The sequence below is a fragment of the uncultured Hymenobacter sp. genome (assembly GCF_964243305.1).
Classification (GTDB): Bacteria; Bacteroidota; Bacteroidia; order Cytophagales; family Hymenobacteraceae; genus Hymenobacter.
This window is the reverse complement of sequence record NZ_CAXTEF010000037.1, coordinates 20,482-44,265: the sequence shown is the minus strand read 5'-3', so window position 1 is coordinate 44,265 and position 23,784 is coordinate 20,482. Positions and strand designations below refer to the sequence as shown.

The following is a 23,784-nucleotide window of genomic DNA, read 5'->3' as shown; positions in this document are numbered from 1 at the left end:
TGCGGTCGGCGTTCATGACCCTAAAGTAAGCACTTAGCTGAGAACACGCCCTAGTCGAATTTCGGGGACGATTCGGCCAACTAAAAAAGGCCACTCACCAAGTGGCCTTTTGAGTTTAGGAAGGGGTAGGAAATTGAAACCGGGCCTTGCCGAATCGTCCCCGAAATCCGACTAATCCGTTTAATCCGATAAATCCGTGGTTCAGACAGACAAGCTGCGCATCCTGCTCGATGAGCGCGTGGCGCGCTACAACCAGCCCGCGTTCATCGCCAACGACCCGATTCAGATTCCGCACCGCTTTTCGCGGCGGCAGGACGTGGAAATCAGCGCCTTGTTTGCCGCCCTGCTGGCCTGGGGGCAGCGGCCCACCATCATTAACAAGTGCAACGAACTGCTGCGGCGCATGGACGACGCGCCGTATCAGTTCATCACGCAGCACCAGGACGAGGACCTGAAGCGGCTGCTCGGCTTCTGCCACCGCACGTTCTGCGACACGGATTTGCTGTACTTCGTGCACTGGCTGCGCTGGTTTTATCAGGACCATGCTTCGCTGGAAGAGGCTTTTCTGAGTGCTGGCGCGGGTGCCACGCAGCGCGAGCGGCTGGCCCATTTTCACGCCCTGTTTTTCAGCCTGCCCGACGCGCCGGCCCGCACCCGCAAGCACGTCGCCACGCCCGCCCGCAAATCGGCCTGCAAGCGGGTGAACATGTACCTGCGCTGGCTCGTGCGCCGCGACGGAAACGGCGTCGATTTTGGCCTCTGGACCCGGCTGTCGATGGCCGACTTAATCTGCCCCATCGATGTGCACGTCGAGCGGCAGGCCCGCGCCCTGGGCCTGCTCACCCGCAAGCTCGTGGACTGGGAAGCGGCTGAGGAGCTGACCGCCAACCTGCGCCTTTTGGACCCGCTGGACCCGGTGAAGTACGATTTTGCGCTGTTTGGCGAAGGAGTGGGGGTAGGCGGCGTCCTTCGCTGATTTTACCTATCACCTGTCTTAATCAACCAACACGCGGCGAACTGCTTGAATCGCGCCAGCCTGCACGTGCAGCAGATAGAGGCCGGGCGGCAGGCCGCGCACGCTCAACTCATGATGCAGGCCGGTGACGGACAGCCCGACGCTTTCGGTATGAACTACGCGGCCCAGGGCGTCGGACAGGCGCAGGCCTACTGAGCTTATCCCTGGCAAGGGGGTAACCGTCAGAGTAGTGGTGGTGTGCGCGGGGATGGGCGCAAGGCTGATGCTTTTGGCAAGGAGGGCCGCGGGCGAAAGCGCCAACGCCCCGCCAACCGTTAAGCGGAAATTATTGGTAGGGCCTCTGGGTGTAACTACGGCCACCGCATAAGCGCCGTCAGCCAGGGTAGGGGGCACGGGCAGGCTGATGGTGTTGGGCAGGGCCGTGTAGTTGGTGCCGGTGAAGCTGGCCGCCGCGACGGCCGTCGTCACGTTGGTGGTGCTGGTAAAGGTAACCGCCGTGGCGCCGGCCAGATTAGTGCCGTGCAGCGACAGGGTAGCGCCCGCCGCCACCACGGCCGGCGTATTGGTGTAGAGGCCCGGCAGCACACTGAGGAGGACTCCCACCTGGGCCAGGCCGAAGTTAGCTACCGCAATATCGGGCCGGCCATTGCCGTCTACATCTCCCACCGCGACGCTGATAGGTTGGCTGCTGACGCCCGCCGGGTACCGGGCAGCCGGGCCGAAGGTGCCGTCGGCAAGGCCGGGAAGTACACCAACCGCGTCGGTGCCGAAGCCGGCCGTTATCACCTCAAGCCGCCCGTCGCCGTCCAGGTCGGCCACCCTGATGCCGACCGAGGCACTGCTTTGGTAGCGCGCGGGCGGCGCGAAGCTGCCTGCGCCCTGCTGCAAATACACGCTGACGATGCCGGAGGCAGCAGCGGTAAAAATATCGGGTTGGCCATCGTTGTTCGCGTCGCCTACCGCTACGCCGCCTGCCCCGGCGTCCGGGCTATTGGTGTACGGAACCGGCAGGCCGAACGTGCCGTCGCCCCGGCCGGCCAATACGGCGCCCGCCGGCGAAGCTGCCGTAATGATGTCGGGCCGGCCATCACCCGTTACGTCGTGCAACGCCAGAGCCTCTGGGTGACTGCCCGCGCCGGTTGAAAAAATAGCGGCCGGGCCGAACGTGCCGTCACCCTGCCCGAGCAGCACCGTCGCGTTATCCGTACTGTTAGATACCGTAACGATGTCGGGCTTACCGTCTCCATTTACGTCTCCCAAGGCCAATGCTCCGGGATTAGCGGTCATTCGGAGGTTGTAGGTTCTTGATGTTCCAGAGTCAAAGTAGCCGTTCTCGCCCAGCAAGACACTCACCGCGCCCGCGCCGGCGGCTACCACATCCGGCTTATTATCGCCGTTCAAGTCAGCCAGCGCCAGGGCCACCGGCCGGATGCCGAACTGGGCCAGGTGCACGCGGCCCCGTTGAAAGGTGCCGTCGCCCTTGCCGGCCAGCACCATAATGGAATCGGCGCCGCTAGTCGTAACCAAGTCGGATTTACCATCGCCATTCACATCACCTATCACCAGGCCGAGCGGACCGTTTTCGATGCCGGCCGGGTAGGGCACGAGCGGGGCAAAATGCTGTGCCCGCGCGGGGAAGCCAGCCCCGAGTAGAGTCAGCCCCGCTGCCAGGCTTGCCAACTGTTGAATAGACACTGCGCGTAAATTATATATCATACTGTAGAGAGGGGGTAGGAAATGAAACATCAGGGAGGCAAAACATAGCGCAAGATAGTAATATTACTGCTATGCTCCGGCGAATCTTTCCCGCTCGCTCCGCTGTTTACCTTCGCACTTGCGCCCAACCACCGAACGACTTTCTACTTGCTGCTTCCCTTAAACTTCGAAGCCAAAATCGGCTTCACCCCGCTGCGCGAGCAGCTCGAAAGCCTCTGCCTGAGCGCGCTGGGCCGCCAGCACGTGGCCCGTATGAGCTTCCAGACCAAGCACGAGCCCCTGCACAAGCTGCTGCTGCAAGCCGATGAGTTTCGGCAGCTGCTGAACTCCGGCGCCGACTTTCCCGGCACTCACTACCACGATGTGGGCGCCCAGCTCAAGCGCGCCGGCCTGCCTGGCGCCTACCTCGACGTGGCCGCGTTCTTCGAGGTGAAGATGAGCTTGCGCACCATCCGGCAGGCGCTGACTTTCTTCACTCAGGCCGAGGAAAGCCTATACCCGACCCTGCGCCTGCTGGGCATCGGCGTGCAGGTGGATAGGAATCTGCTGGCCAGTTTGGACAAGGTGGTGGACGACGAAGGGCAGGTGCGCGACGACGCTTCGCCGCTCCTGCGCCAGATTCGGCAGGAGTTGATTACGCGGCAGGGCCTCTTGCGCAAGCAGATTGCCACCATCATCCGCCACGCTAAGAATGAGGGCTGGGTCATTGGCGAGGCCGAGCCCACGATTCGCGGCGGGCGGCTGGTTTTGCCGGTGCTGGCCGAGCACAAGCGCCGCGTCAAGGGCCTGATTCACGATGAGTCGGCCTCGGGCCAGACCGTCTACATCGAGCCAGAAGCGGTTTTTGAGCTGAACAACGACATCAAGGACCTCGAAAATGCTTATCAGCGCGAGCTGATTCGCATTCTCACCGCCCTCACCGACCAGCTCCGGCCCCACATCCCGGATTTGCGCAAGGCGTATCAGTACCTGGGCACGCTCGATTTTATCCGGGCCAAAGGTCAACTCGCGCGGCGGCTCAATGCCTCCCTGCCCACGCTGCACGCCAAGCCGCTGCTGCGCTGGCGGCAGGTGCGGCACCCGCTCTTGTTTCTGGCCCTGGAAGAGCACAACCGCACCCACGGCGAGCAGGAGCAGCGCCAGGTGGTGCCGCTGGACCTGGAATTGACCGCCGAGCAGCGCCTGCTCCTCATCTCCGGGCCCAACGCCGGCGGCAAATCGGTGAGCATGAAAACCGTGGGCCTGGTGCAGTTCATGCTGCAAATGGGCCTGCTGATTCCGGCCGGTGACGGCTCCGAGGCGGGCATGTTCGAGGATATTTTTCTGGATATTGGCGACGAGCAGAGCCTGGAAAATGACTTGTCCACGTATTCCTCGCACCTGCTGGCCATGAAGCAGTTCGTGACGCTGGCCGGCAAGAGGAGCCTGGTGCTCATTGACGAGTTCGGCACCGGCACCGAGCCCAGCCTGGGCGGCGCCATCGCCGAGGCCGTGCTCACGGAGCTGAATCAGGCGCGGGTGTTTGGCGTGATTACGACCCACTACACTAACCTCAAGAACTTCGCCGAGCGGACCGAGGGCCTGGTGAACGGGGCCATGCGCTACGACCCCGACCAGTTGCAGCCGCTCTACCGGCTCGAAACCGGCAAGCCCGGCTCTAGCTTCGCCCTCGAAATTGCCCGCAAAATTGGCCTGCCCAAGCAGATTGTCGAGCGCGCCTCCCAGCTCGTGGGCAAGGACAAGATTCGCTATGACCGCCTGCTCGAAGGCCTTGAAAAAGATAAGACCGAATTGGAAAAGCTGCGCGCCGAGGCCGAAAAGCAGGAGCGCCGCATGAAAAAAGCTGCTCAGGAATACCAGGACCTCAAGCAGCACCTCGAAGACACGCGCCTGGAAGTGCTGCGCACCGCCAAGCAGCAAGCCAAGGCCCTGCTGAGCAACACCAACCAGCAGATTGAAGCCACGATAACCGAAATCCGGCGCGGGCAGGCCGACAAGGAAGTAAACAAGCAAGCGCGCGAAAAGCTGGATACGTTCGTGCGGCAGGAGCTGCAAATCGAGCCGCCCAAAGCCCGCCCTACCCGGCAGCTGGCGGCCGAAGCCGGCGAGCTGCGCCCCGGCGATAAAGTGGCGCTGCTCGGTCAGGAAGGCTACGGCGAGCTGGTCGGCATCAAGGGCAAAACGGCCGAGGTGCTGTTCGGCGGGCTGAAAACGCTGGTCAAAGTGGCGCAGCTGGAAAAGCTGGGGCGGGCCGAAATCCGTGAGCGGGAGCAGGCCGCCAAGGCGGCGGCCGGCAAGCTCGGCGGGGGCAGCACCAACGGCGGCAGCAACGGCAAGAGCGTCAACCTCACCGACCGGATGGCCAGCTTCCACGCCAGCCTCGACCTGCGCGGCGAGCGCGCCGAAGACGCCCTGACCCGCACCATGAGCTTCGTCGATGACGCGCTGATGCTGGGCATTCCCGAAATCCGCTTCCTGCACGGGCGCGGCAACGGCGTGCTGCGCCAAGTGGTGCGCGACTACCTGCGCTCAACCCGCGCCGTAGCCTCGGTGGCCGATGAGCACGCCGACCGCGGCGGCGACGGCGTGACGGTGGCAGTGCTGAAGTAGGCCGTTGGCAAACGGGCTACAGCGGGTTGCGAAGTGCCGCAGCGTAGAAAACGGAAGAGCCTCGTAAAGTCGTCCCTGACCTTGCGGGGCTTTTTTCGTGCTCGCCAGACCCCGCGCCACTGGACTACGTTTCGCGAAGCGCCAACTTTTCTATGGAGCAGAGAGCTGCTTTAATATGAGCGAATTAGGCCATTCAGCGCTTTGGTGTCGCCTGACTTGTTTGCTGAACTTGGTGACTACGGCGGGGCGCCGAAGGGGCTGATGAGGGCATTAACAAATAGATAATGTAGGGTCTCAAACTAAGGTAGAAAGGGCGTTTTAGGGCCTGCCAAAAGCACAAGTGTCAACATTGCTCCTGGACATGGTGGTACTAATCGAAGTATAATTTTGGCATTAGGCGGCGGTGCTGTGGGGGTGCTGACTACATTTACGGGCGTGCTCTTGCTGACTAGCTTAGTGGTGCGGGCCGGGATGCGCTACTAAAACTTCAAAGTGTTCCTCTCTTCGAGCCGTAATCATGTTCGCCTTACCAAACATTTGCCGGCTCATTGCCAAGTCTTTACTTCTGGTTTTTAGCATCGCCGCCTGGCCAGCAGCAGCCCAAACTGCTCCGGCTCTGACTGACTCAACAAAGGCGCCTACCCCGCTTCTGGCGGACGAGCCGGCCGCCGGGGAGGATGGGGCGGTGGCTGGGGAAGCCGCCGACGTTCCGGCAGCTCTGGCCGCCGCCGCGACGTCCAGTCCGCTCGATTCGCTGATGGTAGGCGAGTTGCGCCGCCTCAACGAGCAGTGGACGGAGGCGACGGTACGCAACGACGCGCAAGCCCTCAACCAGCTTATGGCGCCTGATTACGTGTTCGTTAACTCTAAAGGACAAGTTTTGCGGCGCCCCGATATTCTGCGCGCCGTTGCCAGTGGCCGGGCCAAGGCCGTGGTGAACAAGGGGTTTGACTACCAGATCCGGGTGTATGGCGACGTGGGCGTGGTGATGCACAACACCAGCTTCATGGGCTCGCTGCACGGGCAGAGCGTCAGCGGGGAGTATCGCTCCACGGACCTTTACGTGCGGCGGAATGGCCGCTGGCAGCTCACTAACAGCCACACTACCTACGTGGCCCCGCCTGCCGAGCACGGAGCCGCATTTAGCGCCCGCCGCTAGGTCGCGGTGCGCTGCCAGCCCTGAGTATGGGTAGGACTTGAGCTGCTAAGGCGGGCCGAAACAGCCCGTAGAGAGCCCTGGGTATGGCGCCCAAAGTCGGCCCCGAATTGAGCGAAAGCCGACTTGGAGCGATTACAAGATGTTCACCTCCGGGTGCAGCTCAACCCCAAATTGCTGGCGCACGGCGCCGATGATTTCCTCGGCCAGGGCGCGCAGCTCCGGGCCGGTGGCGCCGCCGTGATTGACCAGCACCAGCGCCTGGCGGTCGTGCACGCCGTGGGTACCGGGGCCCTCGCCGCGGCGCTGGCCTTTGAAACCGGCCCGCTCGATAAGCCAGCCGGCGGGCACCTTCACGCCGCCCGGCACGGGGTAGCCGGGCAGGTCAGGATATTGGCTTTGGAGCTGGTCGAACTTGGCCTGGCTTAGCTCGGGGTTTTTGAAAAACGAGCCCGCGTTGCCGATTTCGGCCGGGTCGGGCAGCTTCGAGCGGCGGATGTGGACCACGGCCCGGCTCACGTCGCGCGGCGTCGGGTCGCCCTCGATGCCGAGGTCGGCCAGGGTTTCGGTCAGGGCGCCGTAGCGCACGTTGGGGCGGGCCGTGCGGTGCAGACGCAACACGACGGCCGTGACAATGAACTGGTTCTTAAGCGGCCCCTTGAACACGCTTTCGCGGTAGCCGAATCCGCACTCATCTTTGCCGAAAACGCGCAGCTGCCCGCTGGCTGTTTCCAGCGCTTCGAGGCGCTCAAACGTGTCGCGCAGCTCGGCGCCGTAGGCGCCGATGTTTTGCAGTGGCGCGGCGCCCACCGTGCCCGGAATCAGGGACAGGTTTTCGATGCCGCTCAGGTTTTGGTCAAGCGCATACTCGACCAGGCCGTGCCAGCTTTCGCCGGCGCCGGCGCGCAGTAGGGCTGTATCAACTTCTAAGTCAGTATTTTGACTGATAATTTCGAGGCCCTTGATTTCATTTTTGAGCACTACGCCCGCGAAATCCTGGGTGAAGAGCACGTTGGAGCCGCCGCCGAGAATGAGCTTTTCGGTGCCCTGCACTTCGGGCCGGGCCAGCAGCTGCCGCAGCTCCTCGACGGAGGCGAAGCGGGCGAAGTAGCGCGCCCGCACGTCGAGGCCAAAGGTGTTGTAGGGGCGCAGCGAAACGTGTTCTTCAAGCTGGAGGGGCGTCATGGCCGCAAAGGTAGGGGTAGGGCAATGGGCAGTTAATAGTGAGCATGACGTTCTTTTGCTTATCATTCATTGCTCACCGTTAACTGCTCCTAACTCGCATGACCTCCCAGCAAGCCATTCGCCTGAGCAAGTTTCTGAGCTTGCACCTGCGCCACCAGCCCGCTGCCCTCGGCCTCACGCTCCAGGAAGGCGGCTGGGTAGAGGTGGCCGAGCTGCTGACCGCCTGCGCCGCCCACGGCACGCCCTTCAGCCGGGAGCAGCTGGCCACGCTGGTGGCCGGCAGCGACAAGCAGCGCTTTGCCTTTGATGAAAGCGGGCAGCGCATTCGCGCTCAGCAGGGCCACAGCGTCGCGGTCGACTTGCAGCTCACGCCGGCAGCGCCGCCGGCCGTGCTCTATCACGGCACGGCCCCGGCGGCGCGGCCGGCCATCCGGCGCGAAGGCTTGCTTAAAATGAAGCGCCACCACGTGCATTTATCGGCCGATGAAGCGACGGCCCACCGCGTGGGCGCCCGCCGGGGCCGGCCGGTGCTGCTGGCCGTCGCGGCGGGCGCATTGCACGCGGCGGGCGGGGTGTTCTATCAAGCCGGCAACGGCGTGTGGCTCATCGAACACGTGCCGCCAGAGTATCTGCGGGAGCTGTGAGCGGCTGGGCGATTGAGCTGTTTGGAAGGACCTTGCGGGCGCGCAGGGGGGTAGGAAACAACCTGATTAGAGCAAAAAAGAAGGACCCCGAAGCCTGGCCTCGGCGTCCTTCTTTTTTGCTCTAATCTCACTAGCTGGTGGTTAGTGCTAGGGCTGGCGGGCCCGCACGTTGTAGCGCGCATCGGTGCGCAGCCGGATGGGCTGGGTAACGCTCTGCTTCAGGGCGGCGCTGGTAATCAGGCTGTAAGAGCCGTTGCGCAGAAACTTGTCGAGCTTGCTGTCGGTCGGAGTCAGATTGATGGTTGTCACACCCTGGGGCACGGAGCTGAGCGAGGCAATCAGCACTTTGTCGCTGCCGGCGGCATCAGAGGCGATGGAGATGCTTATACTCTGAAGGAAGTTGAAATTCTGGCCCGCCGGCGCCTCGATGCTCAGCGTGAGCTGGTCGAGGGTCACGTCCTGCACGTAGTCGGCGTTGGTATTATTGACCTGATACGTGTTGGTGGAGGTGGACGTGACGGCGATGCCGGGCAGCATGTAGGAGCCCAGGGGGGCGGGCGGCACAGTCACGGTCGAGGAGTCGCTGATTTGGAAGGTAATCAGCTCCAGCGCCTTTTTGCAGCTGCCCAGGCTGAGCAGCAGCACGGGCAGCGCCAGCCACACAAAGCTGCGGAAGGCCGGGCGGCGGGAGAGGGGTAGGGGATACTTCATGCGGGATAGTTGGAGGATTGGAAATGGATAGTTGGGGGATTAAAAATAAAGAGGGGGGTAGGGATTGGCGGCTGCCCCACGCCTGCCTAGCGCAGGCGGTAGCCGCGCAGGGCGTAGAACAACAGGTACAGATAGCAGAGCGCCGGCAAAATGAATGCCACGCGCAAGCCGCCGCCGTGCGTGGCCAGCAGGCCCATGAGCGGCGGAATGATGGCCCCGCCCACGATGGCCATAATCAGATAGGAAGAACCTTGCTTGGTGAACTTGCCTAAGCCCTTGATGGCCAACGGGAACACCACCGGCCAGATGATGGCGTTCATCAGCCCGCAGAGCACCACCAGCCAGAGCGCCGTCTCGCCGCGGCTCAGCACCGAGGCTAAAACCAGCGCCGCCCCGCCCGCGCACACGCCCATCAGCAGCCGCCGCGCCTCGAAGCGGCGCAGGAGCGGAATGCCGATGAGGCGCCCCACCATCACACTAAACCAGTAGGACGAAACCAGCACCGCCCCCACGGCCTTGGTGAAGCCGGCCGTGGTAATAATCGGGGCCGTGGCCTGGCCGAAGAGTAGGCTGGCGAAGTTCACGGCCGTGTTCAGCCCCCGCACCAGCGCCTGCGTGAAGCCGCTGAGCTGCTGAATGTTCTGGCTTTCGCCGTAGCGGATGATGAACGAGCCAATGCCGACCTCGACGCCGACGTAGAAAAAGATGGCGCCCACGCCGAGCACCAGGTGCCGGAAGTCCAGGGCCGAGCGGCGGCCGGCGGCCAGCGGCGCGGCTTCGGCCTCCTGCTCGTCGGGCAGGCTCTCAATGTCGGGCAGGCGCAGGATGAAGAACACGCCCGCCAGCAAAGCCAGAAACAAGGCTAGGCCCAGGTAGGGCGGCTTGACCAGCGTCGATTCCTCGGTCAGGCGCTGGGTGAGGGGTAGGGAAGCCAGCCGCGCCTTGGCCGCCACTGAGCCGCCGAAGAGCAGCAGCCCGCCCAGCAGCGGCGACAAGGTGCCGCCCAGCCCGTTGGCCACGCCCACGATGCTAACGCGGCTGGCCGCCGTGCGCGCCGGCCCCAGCACCGACACGTAGGGGTTGGCCGCTACTTGCAGCAGGGTGATGCCGGCCCCCAGCACGCTCAGGCCCAGCAGAAACAGGCCGAACGTGCGCGAGTTGGCCGCCGGCACGAACAGCAAAGCCCCGCCGGCCATAATCAGCAAACCCAGCACGATGCCGCGCTGGTAGCCCAGCTTTTCCAGCACCCGGCCGGCCGGCACGCTCATCAGAAAATAGGCCCCGAAAAACGCCGACTGCACCGCCGTGGACTGAAAATCAGTCAGTTGGCACACGTCCTTGAGGTAGGGCATGAGCACGTCGTTGAAGTTGGTGACGGCGCCGAACAGGAAGAACAGCGTCGTCATCAGCACCATCGGGCCGGCGTAGGAGCGGGCCGGGGCGGGCGTTGCTGAAGCCAGGGGGGGTAGGGGAGTAGCCATGCGGCGAAGATAGGGGCGGGTACCTTTGTGGCTTCTTGGTCATCTCTTATGCCGCTTAAAAGGCGGTCATGCAGAGCGGTAGCGAAGCATCTCGCTCGGGGAAGTAACCTAATCGTGTGGTCAGGCTTGACTACTACCCCGAGCGAGATGCTTCGCTACCGCTCTGCATGACCGCCTTTTAGCTTGTTCATTCCCATTCCCACCTCATGCCCCCTACCCCCCCCTCCGCCGCCTCATCCATCCCCTTCACTGCCACCACCCAGTTTGGCCTCGAAGACGTACTGGCCCGCGAGCTGCGCGACCTCGGCGCCGAAATTGAGTACGTCGGCTCCCGCGCCGTCGAGTTTCGCGGCGACCAGCGCCTGCTGTACGACGCCGTGCTCTGGTGCCGCACGGCCATGCGCATCCTGCGGCCCTTTGCCAGCTTCTACGCGCGCGACGAGCGGGCTTTATACCGCGAAGTGGGCCGCATCAATTGGCAGGAATTCATCAGCCCCAACCAGACCTTCGCCATCACGGCGGTGGTCAACAAGTCGAGCTTCGAGCACTCGCTCTTCGTGGCCCAGCTCACCAAGGACGCCATTGTGGACCAGTTTCGCGAGCGCACCGGCCAGCGCCCCAGCGTGGACACCAAGGCGCCCGACATCCGCTTGCACCTCAGGATGCTGGAAAACGAGGTCGTCCTCAGCCTCGATGCGGCCGGCGACTCGCTGCACCGCCGCGGCTACCGCCAGCTCACCAATGCGGCCCCGCTCAACGAGGTGCTGGCGGCTGGCCTGGTTTTGCTCACGGGTTGGGACGGCAAAAAGCCGCTTGTTGACCCCATGTGCGGCGCCGGTACCATCCTCACTGAGGCCGCGCTCATCAGTCAGCGCATCGCCCCCGGCTTGTTTCACCAGGGCAAGTTCGGCTTCGAGAACTGGCCCGATTTCGACGCCGAGCGATGGGCCACCGCCCAGGCGGACGCGAAAGCGCAGCGCCTGGAAGAGCCCCAGGCCTACATCGGCGGCTCCGACATCGACCCGAAAACCATCGAGCTGGCCCGCCAGAACGTGGCCGCCGCTGGCCTCGACGACGTGGTGCGTCTGGCCGTGCGCGACGTGAAAGACGCCCTACCCCCTCGCCAGCCGCCGCCCGGCGTGCTGCTCAGCAACCCGCCCTACGGCGAGCGTATCGGTGAGGAGGACGAGATGGCCGCGCTCTACAAAACCATCGGCGACGTGCTCAAAACCAGCTTTCCGGGCTACGAGGCGTATCTGTTCACCGGCAACCTGGAGGCGGCCAAGCGCGTGGGCCTCAAGCCCGCGCGGCGCGTGCCGCTCTTCAACGGGCCCATTGACTGCCGGCTGCTGAAGTATGAGCTGTATGCGGGGTCGCGGCGGGTGGCGCCGGCGGGGGATAGTTCGAGCGGGAGCTAGGGGTAGGGACATTGCCGGCCGCCACGAGGGCGGTTGGAACTTCCCGCCCGGCGCTGTTATTTTATATTTCCTACTCGCTGCCCTATGCCCGCCACGCTCACCACTGCCCCATCCGACCAGCTCACTGCCGCCCGCCGCGCCCTCAAGCAGTACTACGGCTACGACAATTTCCGCCCCATGCAGGCCGAAATCATCGAGCACATTCTGGGGGGTAGGGATACGGTGGTGCTCATGCCCACCGGCGGCGGCAAGTCCGTGTGCTTCCAGATTCCGGCCGTAGTGTCCGAGGGGCTGTGCGTGGTCGTTTCGCCGCTCATCGCGCTCATGAAAGACCAGGTCGAGGCGCTGAAAGCGAACGGCATTTCGGCGGCCTATCTGAACTCGTCGGTCGGCTCGGCGGAAGGCAGCAGCATTGCCAAAGCCGTGCTGAGCGGGCACCTCAAGCTGCTCTACGTCTCGCCGGAAAAGCTGCTCAGCGAGGGATTTCTGAACTTCCTGCGCCGGGTGCCGCTTAGCATGTTCGCCATCGACGAAGCGCACTGCATCTCCAGCTGGGGCCACGACTTCCGGCCGGAGTACACGCAATTGCGCGTTTTGCGCGAGCAGTTTCCGCAGGTGCCCATCATTGCCCTGACGGCCACTGCCGACCGCCTCACCCAGCGCGACATCCGCACCCAGCTCAGCCTGCACGAGCCGCGGGTGTTTCTGTCCAGCTTCGACCGGCCCAACATCAACCTCATCGTGCGCCCCGGCCAGGACCGCATCAGCGCGGTGCTCGACTTCATCGCCCGCCACCCCACCGAGGCCGGCATCATCTACTGCCTCTCGCGCAAAACCTGCGAGACCATCTCGCAGAAGCTCATTCAGAAGGGCATCAAGGCCGCCCACTACCACGCCGGCCTCACGCCCAACCAGCGTAGCGCGGCCCAGGAAGGCTTTTTGCAGGACGACGTGCAGGTGATTGTGGCCACCATCGCCTTCGGCATGGGCATCGACAAGAGCAACGTGCGCTGGGTGATGCACTACAATCTGCCCAAAAACATCGAGGGCTACTACCAGGAAATTGGCCGCGCCGGCCGCGACGGCAGCCCCGCCACCGCCGTGCTCTTCTACAGCTTCGCCGACGTGATGCAGATGCGCGAGATGGTGACCAAGGACGTGCCGCCGCGCCAGGCCCAGCTCAACCAGGCCAAGCTGGAGCGGATGCAGCAGTTCGCCGAAGCCGCCTCCTGCCGCCGCAAAATCCTGCTCCACTACTTCTCGGAAACGCTGGCCGAGGACTGCGGCAACTGCGACATCTGCCGCAACCCGCCCACGACCTTCGACGGCACGCTTATCGCCCAAAAAGCCCTTTCGGCCGTGTTTCGCGCCCGCGAGCGGGTCAGCGTGAACCTGCTGATTGACATTCTGCGCGGAATGCGCAACCAGAGCGTCATCAGCGGCGGCTACGACCAGATAAAAACCTATGGCGCCGGCGCCGACCTGCCCTACCTCGACTGGTACAGCTACGTGCACCAGATGCTCAACGACGGCCTGTTCTACATCGCCTATGAGGAAGGCTACGCCCTCAAAATCACCGAGCGCGGCCACCAGGTATTGAAAGGCGAACTGAAGCTGCCGCTCAAGAAATTTCAAATTACTGGCAAAGCCGAGAAGCCCACCCGCGCCAGCAAAGCCGCCGCGGCTGCCCAAGCCGGTGCCGGCACCGCCGAAGGCCGCCTCTTCGAGCACCTGCGCCGCCTGCGCAAGCAGATTGCCGACGAAGCCGGGGTGCCGCCCTATGTAGTCTTTACAGATACGACTTTGCAGGAAATGGCCCAGGAGCAGCCTGCCAGCCGCGTGGCCATGCTCAGCATTTCGGGGGTAGGGATGAAAAAGTTCGAGACCTACGGCGAAGCCTTCATCAAGCTGATTCTGGAGCACGGCGAGCAGCGCCCGCCCGCCCACGATGGCCCCGCCGACGTGCCCCCGTTCAACGATTCCGATGACAACGACCCAATCCCTACCCCCCCCGCCCGGCCCAAAGCCCCGACGAACGCCGACCGCGAGGTGAATGGCAGCGAGGAGCAGACCTTCCAGCTGCACCGCCAGGGCCTCTCGCCGGAGCAGATTGCCGAGCAGCGCGGCATGGCCGTGGGCACCATCCGCACCCACCTGGAGCGCGCCTACGTCAAAGGCTACGACCTGCGCATCCAGGACTTCCTCTCCGACACGCAGCTGGCCGAAATTGCCGTCGGCCGCGCCCAGCTCGGCGGCGCCCCCGGCCTGCGCGACCTGTTCGACCACCTGCGCGAGCAGTACGACTACTTCCAGCTCCGGCTGGCCAGCGTGCATGAGCAGCGGAAGAGGGGGTAGGGAAAACAGCTATTAGTCGACAATTGAGCCGGCTTCATCTTCCACGACGGGGGTAGGAATCCACTCGTCGTAGTTTTTCTTTAGCCCCCACAGGGTAGCGAGCAGCGCCGCCGACAATGCCAAGCCTACCATAAGGCCGACCGTCATGAAAGCGCCGAAAGCAACGATAATCAAATAGACTCTCACGCCTACTTTCCGGTATTCCTCTTCATCGAGCTTGTAGGAAGAGAGTCGAAAACCAAGGTAGCTTGCCCATAGCAGCAAGACCCAGGAGCCAATAGCAAAGATGAGACTTCCCGAATCCTGGGCCATCAACAGGCTAAGCGCTAGTCCAATTACGGAGAGCAGCATAGCGACAATGGCGAAAACGCGCAGAGTAGTGGGTTTGAACATAAATGCGAAGTGGATTTTTTAGTATTTTGAAAGAAGGAAGAATTCAATCAATAGTCATTCCGATTTTTTTGTAAAAGATTTTGGCTCGATAAATACCTAATCGCTAAATGAATTAGTAACTTGCCGCTCTTGTTGCTAATGCCGCCTGCCGGACCCGTCTTCCGCGGCTTTCCCGGCCCATTTTTCGATTATGATTAACACGAATTTGAAGTTCTGGCGTCGCGAGCTGGGCCTGACCCAGGCGCAACTGGCCGACAAGCTCGGCATCAAACGCTCCTTGGTGGGTGCCTACGAGGAAGGCCGCGCCGAGCCCCGGCTGGCCACGCTTGTCAACATGGCCCGCCTGTTCAACATCTCGCTCGACGCGCTGGCGACGACCGACTTTAGCAAGAAGAAAAACGCCAAGGCCGCCCAGCTCCGGCAGGTGATTTCCAATGCCAGCGAGGTGGAGGCCGACCCGGCCTCGGGCGGCAACCTGCGCATCCTGGCCCTGACGGTGGACAAAGACGAGAACGAGAACATCGAGCTGGTGCCCATCAAGGCCGCCGCCGGCTACCTCAACGGCTACGCCGACCCCGAATTCATCGAGGAGCTACCCCGCTTCCGCCTGCCCACGCTGCCCACGGCCGGCACCTACCGCGCCTTTGAAATCGCGGGCGATTCGATGCTGCCGCTCAACTCGGGCACCGTCATCGTGGGCCGCTACGTCGATGACTGGCACACGATTAAGGACGGCACGCCTTGCATCGTGGTGAGCACCAAGGAAGGCGTGGTGTTCAAGCGCGTCTTCAACAAGCTCAAGCGCGACGCCTCGTTCAGCCTGCACTCCGACAACCCCGTGTACTCGCCCTACGAGCTGAGCGTGACCGACGTGCGCGAAATCTGGGAAGCCAAAAGCTATATCAGCAACAGCTTCCCCATTGGCGGCGTCACGCTGGAGCACCTGGCCGGGCTCGTGCTGGACCTGACCCAGCAGGTGCAGACTATGCGCAAGGTGTAGGTTTTCGGGGCAAGCTTTCTGCTTTCCCTACCCCCCCCTGTCATCCTGAGCTTGCGAAGGACCTTCTCCCGCCAGAACGATTATCGTAGCAACGAGTCGTTCTGGTGTGATAAGGTCTTTCGCAAGCTCAGGATGACATTTTTATTTGGTGCAGTTCCTAACTCAACCTCACCCGTAGCCGCCGCGTAAGCGCCCCAACCCCAACCCTTCGCCTACCCCCCTCGCTTATGCTCAAGTACATCCCCGCTACGGCCCGCCACCATGCCGCGCCCGCTAACTGGCTCAGCAGCTACTTCCTGTTTTCGTTTGCTGATTATCACGACAAAGACAACGTGCACTTCGGGCCGTTGCGCGTATTCAACGACGACAGCGTGGCGCCGCAGGCGGGCTTTCCGCAGCACCCGCACGCGGAGATGGAGATTGTGACCCTGGTGCTGGACGGCGAAATCACGCATCAGGACACGATGGGCAACAACACAACCATCAAGGCCGGCGAGGTGCAGCGCATGACGGCCGGCACCGGCCTGGCCCACGGCGAGATGAACCGCGCCGACAAGCCGCTGAATTTATATCAGCTCTGGTTTATTCCGGGTAAAAAAGGCTTGGCGCCGAGCTACGAGCAAAAGGATTTAAACTTCCTGAGTGGCAAGAAAAACGAGCTGGTGCCGCTCGTCACGGGCCAGAAAGTGCTGGAGGACGTGGTGTTTATAAACTCCAATTCCACCGTGTACTGGGCCAATCTGAGCGCCGAGAAGGAGATTCTGTTCAAGACTTTTCCCATCCGCCTGACTTTTATCTACGTCAGGGAAGGCACCATTTTCGTGAACGGCGCCGAGTTGGGCCCGAGCGACCAGGCCCGCATGACCGACGAGCACGTGGTAGAAATCCGGGCCGAGAAAGACGCCCAGTTTATTCTGATTGACCTGCCCGCTGCCGAGGCGAACTACTAAGCCGGCCCATTCCTGAACTTAACTAAAGAAACCCCGCGCAGCCTTCAGGTGCGCGGGGTTTCTTGTTTTCCTACCCCCTTTAGAAGCTGCCGACCGGGTCAGGCCGCCGCGGTTTCGGCTGTCAGGTGGCAGTCCTTGTATTTCTTGCCGCTGCCGCAGGGGCAGGGCGAGTTGCGGCCCAGCTTGCGCCGACCGCTACCGGGCCGGAAGTTGCCCAGCAACTGACGGGAACTACCCAAAAACTGCCGCGAGCGGGCCAGCAGGCCACCCGGCTTGGGCCGCTGCTGGAAGGCCTGGGTGAGCAGCGCGAACAGCTCCGGGTGCTCGGCGGCGAGCTTGTCGGGCTTCTCAAAAAAGTATTCCGACACGACCGCGAAGAATTCAGCATCCTTGGTGCCGCCGTAGGCGTCGATGTCGGATTTGCCGGCCCGAATGGCTTCAATCTCGCGGTGCATCAGCTCGGTCCAAGGCTTCAATAAGTCGGGGGGTAGGGCCGCCTTGGGTACGCCGTCAATCACGCCGTCGGCCTCGTCGAGCAGATGGGCAAACTCGTGGATGCCCACATTGCGGCGGTCCTGGGCATCAGCAAAGCCCTGCACCAGCGCCGCCTTCGACAGGCGCATGTAGTGCGAGTTCTGGAAGCCCTGCACCGAGCCCAGCAGGGTGCCTTGCAGCGCCTTCACTTCCTGGTCGGCCCGCTTCTCCAGTTGCCAGGCGTCGGGCACGATGAGCACCTCGCCCAAGTTACGGTACTCCCAATCCGGGAAGCCAAAGGCCGGAATCACGGCTGAAGCGGCCACCAGCAGCCGGGTTAGCTCGTCTACTTCGGTTTGCACACCCGTGATGGTAGTGCGAGCCAGGAAAAGCTGAATCTGGCGCTCGAAGCGGGCTTTTTGGTCGTCGGCCAGCCCATTATAAAAGGCGACGTGGGTGGCCAGCAGCTCGCGCCAGGCGACCGGAAAATCCTGGGCCAGCGCGGCGGCGGTCCGGCGCGAATTGGCCGTGGCGTAGCGGTAGAAGGCGAAGAGCACGGCTAGCAGCGCCAGCGCGGAAAGCAGATACGGCATGAGCCGCTTAAACGAAGCCGGGCCGCTGCGGTTGACGCCGGACCAGGGTTGAAGCTAGGGCCTGGCCGCCGCAGGGGGGGTAGGGGCCGCGTCGGGGTGACGGCCCAGGCGGTAGGCCAGGCCCAGCCGCAGCGCGAAGTCGGAGCCGAAGAACGTCGGGACATCACTAACCTTGCGGTACATCTGCCCATCGAGGCCAAGGGTGAGCCGCTGGCGGCGCCAGCCCACGCCCACGTTCGGAACGAACACGGGGGTAGGAAACGGCGTATGGGCCTCGTCGTCGGCGGCAGGCTGACCGCTGAGCTGGGTAACGGCTGGACGGAAGCTCTTATTCAGCTCATAGCCGAAACCGAGCAGCCACTGCTGCTCGTGCGGCAGCGGGAAGAACAGGCGCAGCCCCAGCCGGGCCGTGCCCAGCAGGGCTTTGTAATCGTAAGTGCCGTAGGAGGTAATCGCCGTTCCCGCTTTGAAGTACCCGGCGCCCCGGCTGCGAAAAGAACTCAGGCTGAGTTCCCCATAAATGGCCAACCGGCGATTGGGCTGCAATAAATCGGTGTACAGGCCCACAAAGGGATGCGGACGGCCATCGACCTGCTGCTGGAGCAGGAAGGGCGAGTCGCTCGTGAGACTGTTGTAGCGCACGCCGCCCAGCACGCCGCCCGTGAACGCTACCCGGCGCCGCGGCGAGGACTGGAGCAGAAAATCGCGGCTAAGCTGCTGGGGCGCGCCGCTGCACTTTTCGTTATATGCCTGCACCACCGTCGCCAGCCCTTTGGCCGTGAACGCCACGTTTTCGGCCGCCCGCAGGGCCGCCGGGCACTCGCGAAAATAATGGCCCAACTGACCACGGTAGTTGTTGCCTTCGGCAAGGCCCCAGCTCCCGTTGTCGCCGGGGCGCAGGTATTGCCGGGCGCAGAGGTCCAGCGCCGGCTGGTCGGGCTGATAGAGAACGTAGTGCGTCGTGTTGGGCAGGGCCACCCGCAGCAGGCTCAGGGGGCCTTCGAGCAGTACTTCGGCCAGCAGTGAATCGACCCGGATATCCGTGGTCAGCACGCGCGGAAGGCGGTCAAGGCGGGTTTCGGCAGCCTGGTCGAGGGGCAGCGCCACGTACCGGAAATACCGCCCTTTCGTGAAGCTGACGGCTTGCAGCTGGCGCGGCTTAAACAGTTCGCTGGGGCTGCCGGGCGCCGGGCGGAAGCGGATGAAAGCGGGCGGCTCGACCCAGAAGCTGTTTTCGATTTCGCCGCGCAGCGTGTCGCCGTTGGCGCGCACCAGCAGGCCCGGCTCGTAGGCTTGCCCGCGGCAGGAAAAGATGACGAATAGAAAGCTGCCCAGCAGCAGGAGTAAGCGTGAGAGCATGAAGCGCAGAAAATCAGGTAGTGGAATATTTAGCCGCTAAAGTAAGAGCAAATGCGGCTTTAACTTCTCGCGCAGCAAGGCCAGCAGGGTGTCGTCGCCAAACTGATATAAATCAGGAATGCGCAGCACGATGAGCGGCTTGCCGGCCAGCTCTTCGGCGAACTTCTCGCGTAGCCGGTCGGCGTGGCGGCGTTCCATCACGAATACGGCATCGGCCCAGCCCAGCAGGCCGGCGCTTACGCGCACCCTTGCCCCGGCCTCCGTACCGGCCGAGCGCGCCTCGTAGTGCGGGTGGCCGTCGAACAGCGCCTCCGCCGTGGGGCTGCGCCACTGATTCTGGCTGCAAATGAAGAGCAGCTGGCGGGCAGTGGGAAGGGCGGCAGGGGGTAGGAATTTTGCTGATTCGGGCATCAGCGCACCAGCGTCACCTTCACTTTCTTGTTCTTCACTTTGGCGCCGCGCATGTTTTGCAGCACCGCCTGCACCTGGCCTTCGGGCACGGCCACGAAGCTGTAATAATCAAACACCTCGATGCGGCCCACGGCCTCGCGCTCCAGCCCGCCCACGCCCACGAAGGCGCCCACCAGGTCGTGGCGGCTGATTTTGTCGCTCTTGCCGGCTGATACGTGCAGCGTGACGGTGCTCGGGCGGGGGGCCTTGGGGCCGGCGGGGGGTAGGGACGGGGGGCGCAGGGCGGCCCAGAGCACAGGCGCGGCGGCGGGCCAGTTTTGCAGCTTGGCCTGCTCCGGCGCCGTCACGAGCAGGTGGGCGGTGCCTTCGGCGCCGGCGCGGGCGGTGCGGCCGGCGCGGTGCTGAAACGTGTCGGCCTGCTCCGGCGCGTCGAACTGCACCACGGTGTCCAGCTCGGTCACGTCGAGGCCGCGGGCGGCCACGTCGGTGGCTACCAGCACGGTGGCCGAGCCGTTGCGCAGCTTGAGCATGGCCTTATCGCGCTCGGGCTGCATCATTTTGCCGTGCAGAGCCTCGGCCGCCACGCCCCGGCCGCGCAGGAAGCGGGTCAGCTCCTCCACCCGGTCGCGGGTGTTGGCGAAGACCAGCGCCCGGCCGGCATCGGGCTGATTCAACAAATGAAAGAGGGCGGCGGGCTTTTGGTCGGCGGCGGCTACCACGTGGCCGCGCAGCGTCAGGCTGGCGGGCAGGGTGCTGGCTTCGGCGCCGCCCGCGTTCATCACCCGCGGGCGGGTAAGGTTGGCGCGCACGAGCTGCAAGACCTTCTCCGGCATGGTGGCCGAGAACAGAAGCGTCTGCCGGCGCCGCGGCAGGCGGCTGATGATGGTCGCCATCTCCTCCTGAAAACCCAATTCCAGCAGCTTGTCGGCCTCATCGAGCACCAATACTTTCAGCTGATTGGGGATGATGCTGCGCCGCTCCAGGTGGTCGAGGAAGCGGCCGGGCGTGGCCACCACCACCTGCGGGGCCTGCTGCTTTTCCAGGTCCTTGGTTTCGTCGCGCATGGCGTGGCCGCCGTAGTAGGCCGCGATGCGCAGGTTGGGCAAGTGCTTGCCCAGGGCCTTGAGGGCGTCGCGCACTTGCAGGGCCAGCTCGCGGGTGGGCACCAGCACCAAGGCCTGCATCCCGTTGGTTTCCAGCTCAATCTGGCTGAGGGCGGCCAGGCCATAGGCGGCGGTTTTGCCCGAGCCGGTGGGCGCCTGCCCGGCCACGTCCTGCCCGTCGAGGGCGGCAGGCAGCACCAGCGTTTGCACGGCGGTGGGCTCGGTGAAGTTCAACTCCGCCAGGCCTTCGAGCAGGGCGGGGGCGAGGTTAAAATCGGTGAAGGCGGACGGGGAGGGGGGTAGGGATTGCACGGGGCAAAGGTACCACGCCGGGCATCCCTACCCCCCCGTTTGTCATCCTGAGCCTGCGAAGGACCTTCTCGCGCTGAGACGATTTGTAGCAATCAATCGATTAGTGCTTGTTCTCGCCTGATAAGGTCCTTCGCAAGCTCAGGATGACAAACGGGGGAAGAGGCCCATTAGGGCGCTACTCGTGCTCCTCGCTCACGTTCACCAGCTTATAGCGCACGGCCGACTTCTTGGGCTTGATATCCAGCCCCACGCGGTGGGCGTAGACCTTGGTGAAACAAGCGCCGAAGTAGAAAATCATGGCCGAGTAGAACACGAACAAGAGCACCAGCACCAAGCTCGACGCCGGTCCGTAAATCGGGCCCAAATCGCGAGCCACGAGCAGGCGGCCCAGCAAGGCTTCGCCCAGGCTGATGAGCACGGCCGTGAGCAGGGCGCCGCGGCTCACGGCCCGCCAGGGCACTTTGGCGCTGCTCAGGGTGCGGAAAATGTAGGCGCACCACGCCGTGAGAATAGCCAGCCCAACCAGCGCATTGAGGCCGCGCACGAGGTAGTAGGCAAAAGTTACGTCGAAGTCGCCAATGTACTCCGCAAACAAGGCCAGCGCGGCATCGGCCCCGAAGGCCAGCAGCGTGAGGGCGGCCGTGGCCAGCAGCACGCCGCCCGAGCGCAGCCGCTCGCGCAGGGCATTGCCCAACTGGCCGGTGTGGCGGCGCGGCCGGATGTGCCAGAGCTGATTGAGCGAGTGCTGGATGACGGTGAAGAGCGTGGTGGCCACGAACACCAGAAACCCAAACCCCAGCCAGATAATCAGCCTTGAGTTGCCGGCATTGGTCACGTTATGCAGAATCTGGCTCAGCAGGCCGGTGGCCGGCGCGCCGAGCAGGCGCCCCAGCTTAGCCAGCAGCATCATCTGGATGGCGGTCGAGGAGAACACCGAGCCCAGCAGCTGAATCAGGATAATGAGGATGGGCGGCAGGGCAAACGAGGTGAAAAAGGCCGTGGCCGCGCCCAGGCGCAGCGGGTCGTTTTCGCTTAGCTCGCGGGCGGCGCGGCGCAGCAGCCAGACCAGCTCGCGCAGCCAGCCCCGCGAGGCCGGCACCGACACCCCGCCGGCCGAAACAACATGGGAAGAAGACATAGCGCGGGGCCGATTGGGCAAACTATTTTAGCGCAAATTAGAACTAATGCCGTAGGAGAGGCCGGCCGGCTAAAGTGGCGCGGCGGCTACCGGCAAGCGTGCCGCACGTGCGCCGCCGCGCGCCAGTAGCCGCCGCGCTATAAGTTACTCCGATTGTCTTTTGCTTTTTGCCGCCGTGCCTTCTTCCGACCTGCCCCCGCCGCCGGCCGCTGCCGCGCCCATCCCTACCCCCGCCAAAACGCCCGGCTGGCTGCGGCGCCGGCTGGTTCAGCCGCTGCTCGATTTGCTGAAGTCGGGCCTCTCACCCACCCAGCTCGCCCTGACCGTGGGGCTGGGCGTGGCCTTCGGGCTGGCGCCCACGATTGGGCTCACGACCATCCTCAGCTCGGCTACGGCCCTGCGGCTGCGGCTCAACGTGGCAGCCATGCAGCTCGTGGTGCACGTGCTGAGCCCCTTACAGCTGCTGCTGCTCGTGCCGCTGCTGCGAGCCGGCGCCACGGTGCTGGGCCACGGCGAAGAGGTGCAAAACCTGCGCCTGCCGACGCTGAAAAAGCTCATTGCTGACGATGGCTGGGGGCTGCTGCGCCTGCTCTGGCGCGCCGAGCTAGGCGCGGTGCTGATTTGGGCGCTGGCCTCGGTGCCGGTAGTGGCGCTGCTCTACGTAGGGCTGCGGCCGATTTTTAAAAAGGTGCTGGCGCGGCAGCAGGCGGCCAGCGGCGAAGCGGCGCGCGCGAATGAATAGATACTAGCGACTAGATACTAGCGACGGGGCGACCTGGCGCGGGGTACAGCCCCACGCCAGGTCGCCTCGTCGGGGATACTCGTTTCTACGCCCGGCGGTACACCGGCTCAATCGTGCGGAAGTAGGGATTCACGCCCTCGTCGGAATTAACATCGAGCAGCATCAAATCCACGAACTGGTACTGGCCCGTCTTGCCGTCGAGCACGGGGCCGAGCTGCTGCAAAAAGGCCGGGTCGGGAGTCGTGGTATCGAAGGCCAGCAGCAGGCGCGGGGCGGTGGGCGCCTCGGCCACGGTCATCTCGGCCAGGTAGGCGGCCCCGATGACGGGGTTGCCGGCACAGTGGGCTTGCAGGCTTTCGGTCAGGCCGGGGGGGTAGGCTTCGGGCTGGGTTAGCTGCACCTGGGTTTCGGCACTGGGGTCGCCATCGGGGGCCAGGCCCCCGCCGGAGAGCTGCCCGGCCAGCAGGGCGGCCACCTCCTCTTTGGGCAGCAGCTTGCCGGCCGGCGAGAAGGGGTTGAGCACGCAGTCCTGGCCCTGCACCATGTTGAAAAATGCTGCGCCCGGCACCCGCACGAAGGACACGGCCGCCGCCTCCGCCATGTTGCCGTCGTGCAGCCGCGCCGCCGACGAGAAAATGGGCAGCTTGCCATCGCTGAGCACCTGGAGCTGAATTTCCTGGCCTTCGTTGAGCACCACCTCGCCGGGGGCGAGCGTGTCGCCGGGGGCCAGCACCATCAGGATTTCCTCCTGCAACAAGGCCTGGTAGAAGGCGGGGCGGGCGTTTTCGTCGGTGCTGGCCAGCAGCAGCAGCTGCTCCAGCACGTTGGTGGGCTGGAAGGGCAGCGGGGGCGGCTCGGGCAGGCGCGGGGCCGGCACCGCGGCCGGCGGCGCCGTGAACTTGGCGCCCTGGTAGCGCGGCCCGCCGGTGGTGGAAGTGGTGGAGGTAGTGCTGCCCGGCGCGGTGGGCGCATCCGGCGTGGCATTGGGCGCGGCCGGGGGGGTAGGGGCCGCCGGCTCGGGCTTACTCTTCAGAAAATCAAACAGACCCATAAAAGT

At 63.9% G+C, this 23,784-nt stretch carries 20 protein-coding genes; 9 read left to right on the top strand and 11 right to left on the bottom strand.

Going from position 1 to position 23,784, the window contains the following annotated elements; all coding sequences use genetic code 11:
• The first annotated feature begins 196 nt into the window (after positions 1-196).
• The gene (locus ACFE70_RS16955; protein ID WP_375418969.1) at positions 197-976 is read left to right on the top strand and encodes a TIGR02757 family protein; all 780 of its coding nucleotides are present in this window, start codon (positions 197-199) and stop codon (positions 974-976) included.
• Between the two features lie 18 nt (positions 977-994).
• On the opposite strand, the gene ACFE70_RS16950 is transcribed toward ACFE70_RS16955, so the two are convergent.
• A complete protein-coding gene (locus ACFE70_RS16950; protein ID WP_375418968.1) occupies positions 995-2,692 on the bottom strand; it encodes a T9SS type A sorting domain-containing protein in 1,698 nt (565 codons plus the stop codon).
• A 147-nt stretch (positions 2,693-2,839) separates the two neighbouring features.
• Between ACFE70_RS16950 and ACFE70_RS16945 the strand changes: the two genes are divergently transcribed.
• The gene (locus tag ACFE70_RS16945) at positions 2,840-5,302 is read left to right on the top strand and encodes an endonuclease MutS2 (RefSeq protein ID WP_375418967.1); all 2,463 of its coding nucleotides are present in this window, start codon (positions 2,840-2,842) and stop codon (positions 5,300-5,302) included.
• Positions 5,303-5,819: 517 nt separating this feature from the next.
• Positions 5,820-6,461, top strand: coding sequence for a nuclear transport factor 2 family protein (locus ACFE70_RS16940; RefSeq protein WP_375418966.1), 642 nt, complete (start codon positions 5,820-5,822; stop codon positions 6,459-6,461).
• 132 nt (positions 6,462-6,593) lie between these two features.
• Here ACFE70_RS16940 and murB read toward each other — a convergent pair whose 3' ends face one another.
• Positions 6,594-7,643, bottom strand: coding sequence for a UDP-N-acetylmuramate dehydrogenase (murB, locus tag ACFE70_RS16935; protein ID WP_375418965.1), 1,050 nt, complete (start codon positions 7,641-7,643; stop codon positions 6,594-6,596).
• A 98-nt stretch (positions 7,644-7,741) separates the two neighbouring features.
• Between murB and ACFE70_RS16930 the strand changes: the two genes are divergently transcribed.
• Positions 7,742-8,287 (top strand): RNA 2'-phosphotransferase, encoded by a 546-nt coding sequence (locus ACFE70_RS16930; protein WP_375418964.1) that lies wholly within the window; start codon positions 7,742-7,744, stop codon positions 8,285-8,287.
• Between the two features lie 147 nt (positions 8,288-8,434).
• Here ACFE70_RS16930 and ACFE70_RS16925 read toward each other — a convergent pair whose 3' ends face one another.
• Together ACFE70_RS16925 and ACFE70_RS16920 are read right to left on the bottom strand one after the other, a co-directional pair.
• Positions 8,435-8,998 (bottom strand): hypothetical protein, encoded by a 564-nt coding sequence (locus ACFE70_RS16925; protein WP_375418963.1) that lies wholly within the window; start codon positions 8,996-8,998, stop codon positions 8,435-8,437.
• Between the two features lie 86 nt (positions 8,999-9,084).
• Positions 9,085-10,479 carry a sugar MFS transporter gene (locus ACFE70_RS16920; RefSeq protein ID WP_375418962.1) on the bottom strand — a complete coding sequence of 465 codons (1,395 nt, stop codon included), beginning with the start codon at positions 10,477-10,479 and terminating at the stop codon, positions 9,085-9,087.
• A 206-nt stretch (positions 10,480-10,685) separates the two neighbouring features.
• Between ACFE70_RS16920 and ACFE70_RS16915 the strand changes: the two genes are divergently transcribed.
• Positions 10,686-11,897 (top strand): class I SAM-dependent RNA methyltransferase, encoded by a 1,212-nt coding sequence (locus tag ACFE70_RS16915; protein ID WP_375418961.1) that lies wholly within the window; start codon positions 10,686-10,688, stop codon positions 11,895-11,897.
• Between the two features lie 84 nt (positions 11,898-11,981).
• Entirely contained in the window at positions 11,982-14,252 is a 2,271-nt protein-coding gene (recQ, locus tag ACFE70_RS16910) for a DNA helicase RecQ (RefSeq protein WP_375418960.1), read from the top strand.
• Positions 14,253-14,264: 12 nt separating this feature from the next.
• Here recQ and ACFE70_RS16905 read toward each other — a convergent pair whose 3' ends face one another.
• Positions 14,265-14,645, bottom strand: a complete 381-nt coding sequence (locus ACFE70_RS16905) for a hypothetical protein (protein WP_375418959.1) — start codon at positions 14,643-14,645, stop codon at positions 14,265-14,267.
• Between the two features lie 190 nt (positions 14,646-14,835).
• Between ACFE70_RS16905 and ACFE70_RS16900 the strand changes: the two genes are divergently transcribed.
• Together ACFE70_RS16900 and ACFE70_RS16895 are read left to right on the top strand one after the other, a co-directional pair.
• Entirely contained in the window at positions 14,836-15,645 is an 810-nt protein-coding gene (locus ACFE70_RS16900; protein WP_375418958.1) for a helix-turn-helix domain-containing protein, read from the top strand.
• A gap of 227 nt (positions 15,646-15,872) precedes the next feature.
• Positions 15,873-16,595, top strand: a complete 723-nt coding sequence (locus tag ACFE70_RS16895) for a pirin family protein (RefSeq protein WP_375418957.1) — start codon at positions 15,873-15,875, stop codon at positions 16,593-16,595.
• Positions 16,596-16,693: 98 nt separating this feature from the next.
• Here ACFE70_RS16895 and ACFE70_RS16890 read toward each other — a convergent pair whose 3' ends face one another.
• The 5 genes from ACFE70_RS16890 to ACFE70_RS16870 form a co-directional block, all read right to left on the bottom strand.
• Positions 16,694-17,662 (bottom strand): zinc-dependent peptidase, encoded by a 969-nt coding sequence (locus ACFE70_RS16890; RefSeq protein ID WP_375418956.1) that lies wholly within the window; start codon positions 17,660-17,662, stop codon positions 16,694-16,696.
• A gap of 54 nt (positions 17,663-17,716) precedes the next feature.
• Positions 17,717-19,021 carry a hypothetical protein gene (locus ACFE70_RS16885; RefSeq protein WP_375418955.1) on the bottom strand — a complete coding sequence of 435 codons (1,305 nt, stop codon included), beginning with the start codon at positions 19,019-19,021 and terminating at the stop codon, positions 17,717-17,719.
• Between the two features lie 36 nt (positions 19,022-19,057).
• Positions 19,058-19,432: a low molecular weight protein tyrosine phosphatase family protein gene (locus tag ACFE70_RS16880; RefSeq protein WP_375418954.1), complete on the bottom strand. Its 375-nt coding sequence runs from the start codon at positions 19,430-19,432 to the stop codon at positions 19,058-19,060.
• Positions 19,432-20,847, bottom strand: a complete 1,416-nt coding sequence (locus tag ACFE70_RS16875; RefSeq protein WP_375418953.1) for a DEAD/DEAH box helicase — start codon at positions 20,845-20,847, stop codon at positions 19,432-19,434. The genes ACFE70_RS16880 and ACFE70_RS16875 overlap by 1 nt, the downstream gene beginning before the upstream one ends.
• A 175-nt stretch (positions 20,848-21,022) precedes the next feature.
• Positions 21,023-21,985: a YihY/virulence factor BrkB family protein gene (locus ACFE70_RS16870; protein WP_375418952.1), complete on the bottom strand. Its 963-nt coding sequence runs from the start codon at positions 21,983-21,985 to the stop codon at positions 21,023-21,025.
• A gap of 175 nt (positions 21,986-22,160) precedes the next feature.
• Between ACFE70_RS16870 and ACFE70_RS16865 the strand changes: the two genes are divergently transcribed.
• The gene (locus tag ACFE70_RS16865) at positions 22,161-22,727 is read left to right on the top strand and encodes a DUF2062 domain-containing protein (RefSeq protein WP_375418951.1); all 567 of its coding nucleotides are present in this window, start codon (positions 22,161-22,163) and stop codon (positions 22,725-22,727) included.
• Positions 22,728-22,812: 85 nt separating this feature from the next.
• Here the strand turns inward: ACFE70_RS16865 and ACFE70_RS16860 are convergent, their stop codons facing one another.
• A complete protein-coding gene (locus ACFE70_RS16860; protein WP_375418950.1) occupies positions 22,813-23,778 on the bottom strand; it encodes an enhanced serine sensitivity protein SseB C-terminal domain-containing protein in 966 nt (321 codons plus the stop codon).
• Positions 23,779-23,784 lie beyond the last annotated feature (6 nt).

Coding starts and splice junctions, on each gene's coding strand:
- ACFE70_RS16950 (WP_375418968.1), bottom strand. CDS start 2,692: ATGATATATAATTTACGCGCAGTGTCTATTCAACAGTTGGCAAGCCTG.
- ACFE70_RS16940 (WP_375418966.1), top strand. CDS start 5,820: ATGTTCGCCTTACCAAACATTTGCCGGCTCATTGCCAAGTCTTTACTT.
- murB (WP_375418965.1), bottom strand. CDS start 7,643: ATGACGCCCCTCCAGCTTGAAGAACACGTTTCGCTGCGCCCCTACAAC.
- ACFE70_RS16930 (WP_375418964.1), top strand. CDS start 7,742: ATGACCTCCCAGCAAGCCATTCGCCTGAGCAAGTTTCTGAGCTTGCAC.
- ACFE70_RS16925 (WP_375418963.1), bottom strand. CDS start 8,998: ATGAAGTATCCCCTACCCCTCTCCCGCCGCCCGGCCTTCCGCAGCTTT.
- ACFE70_RS16920 (WP_375418962.1), bottom strand. CDS start 10,479: ATGGCTACTCCCCTACCCCCCCTGGCTTCAGCAACGCCCGCCCCGGCC.
- ACFE70_RS16915 (WP_375418961.1), top strand. CDS start 10,686: ATGCCCCCTACCCCCCCCTCCGCCGCCTCATCCATCCCCTTCACTGCC.
- recQ (WP_375418960.1), top strand. CDS start 11,982: ATGCCCGCCACGCTCACCACTGCCCCATCCGACCAGCTCACTGCCGCC.
- ACFE70_RS16905 (WP_375418959.1), bottom strand. CDS start 14,645: ATGTTCAAACCCACTACTCTGCGCGTTTTCGCCATTGTCGCTATGCTG.
- ACFE70_RS16900 (WP_375418958.1), top strand. CDS start 14,836: ATGATTAACACGAATTTGAAGTTCTGGCGTCGCGAGCTGGGCCTGACC.
- ACFE70_RS16895 (WP_375418957.1), top strand. CDS start 15,873: ATGCTCAAGTACATCCCCGCTACGGCCCGCCACCATGCCGCGCCCGCT.
- ACFE70_RS16890 (WP_375418956.1), bottom strand. CDS start 17,662: ATGCCGTATCTGCTTTCCGCGCTGGCGCTGCTAGCCGTGCTCTTCGCC.
- ACFE70_RS16885 (WP_375418955.1), bottom strand. CDS start 19,021: ATGCTCTCACGCTTACTCCTGCTGCTGGGCAGCTTTCTATTCGTCATC.
- ACFE70_RS16880 (WP_375418954.1), bottom strand. CDS start 19,432: ATGCCCGAATCAGCAAAATTCCTACCCCCTGCCGCCCTTCCCACTGCC.
- ACFE70_RS16870 (WP_375418952.1), bottom strand. CDS start 21,985: ATGTCTTCTTCCCATGTTGTTTCGGCCGGCGGGGTGTCGGTGCCGGCC.
- ACFE70_RS16860 (WP_375418950.1), bottom strand. CDS start 23,778: ATGGGTCTGTTTGATTTTCTGAAGAGTAAGCCCGAGCCGGCGGCCCCT.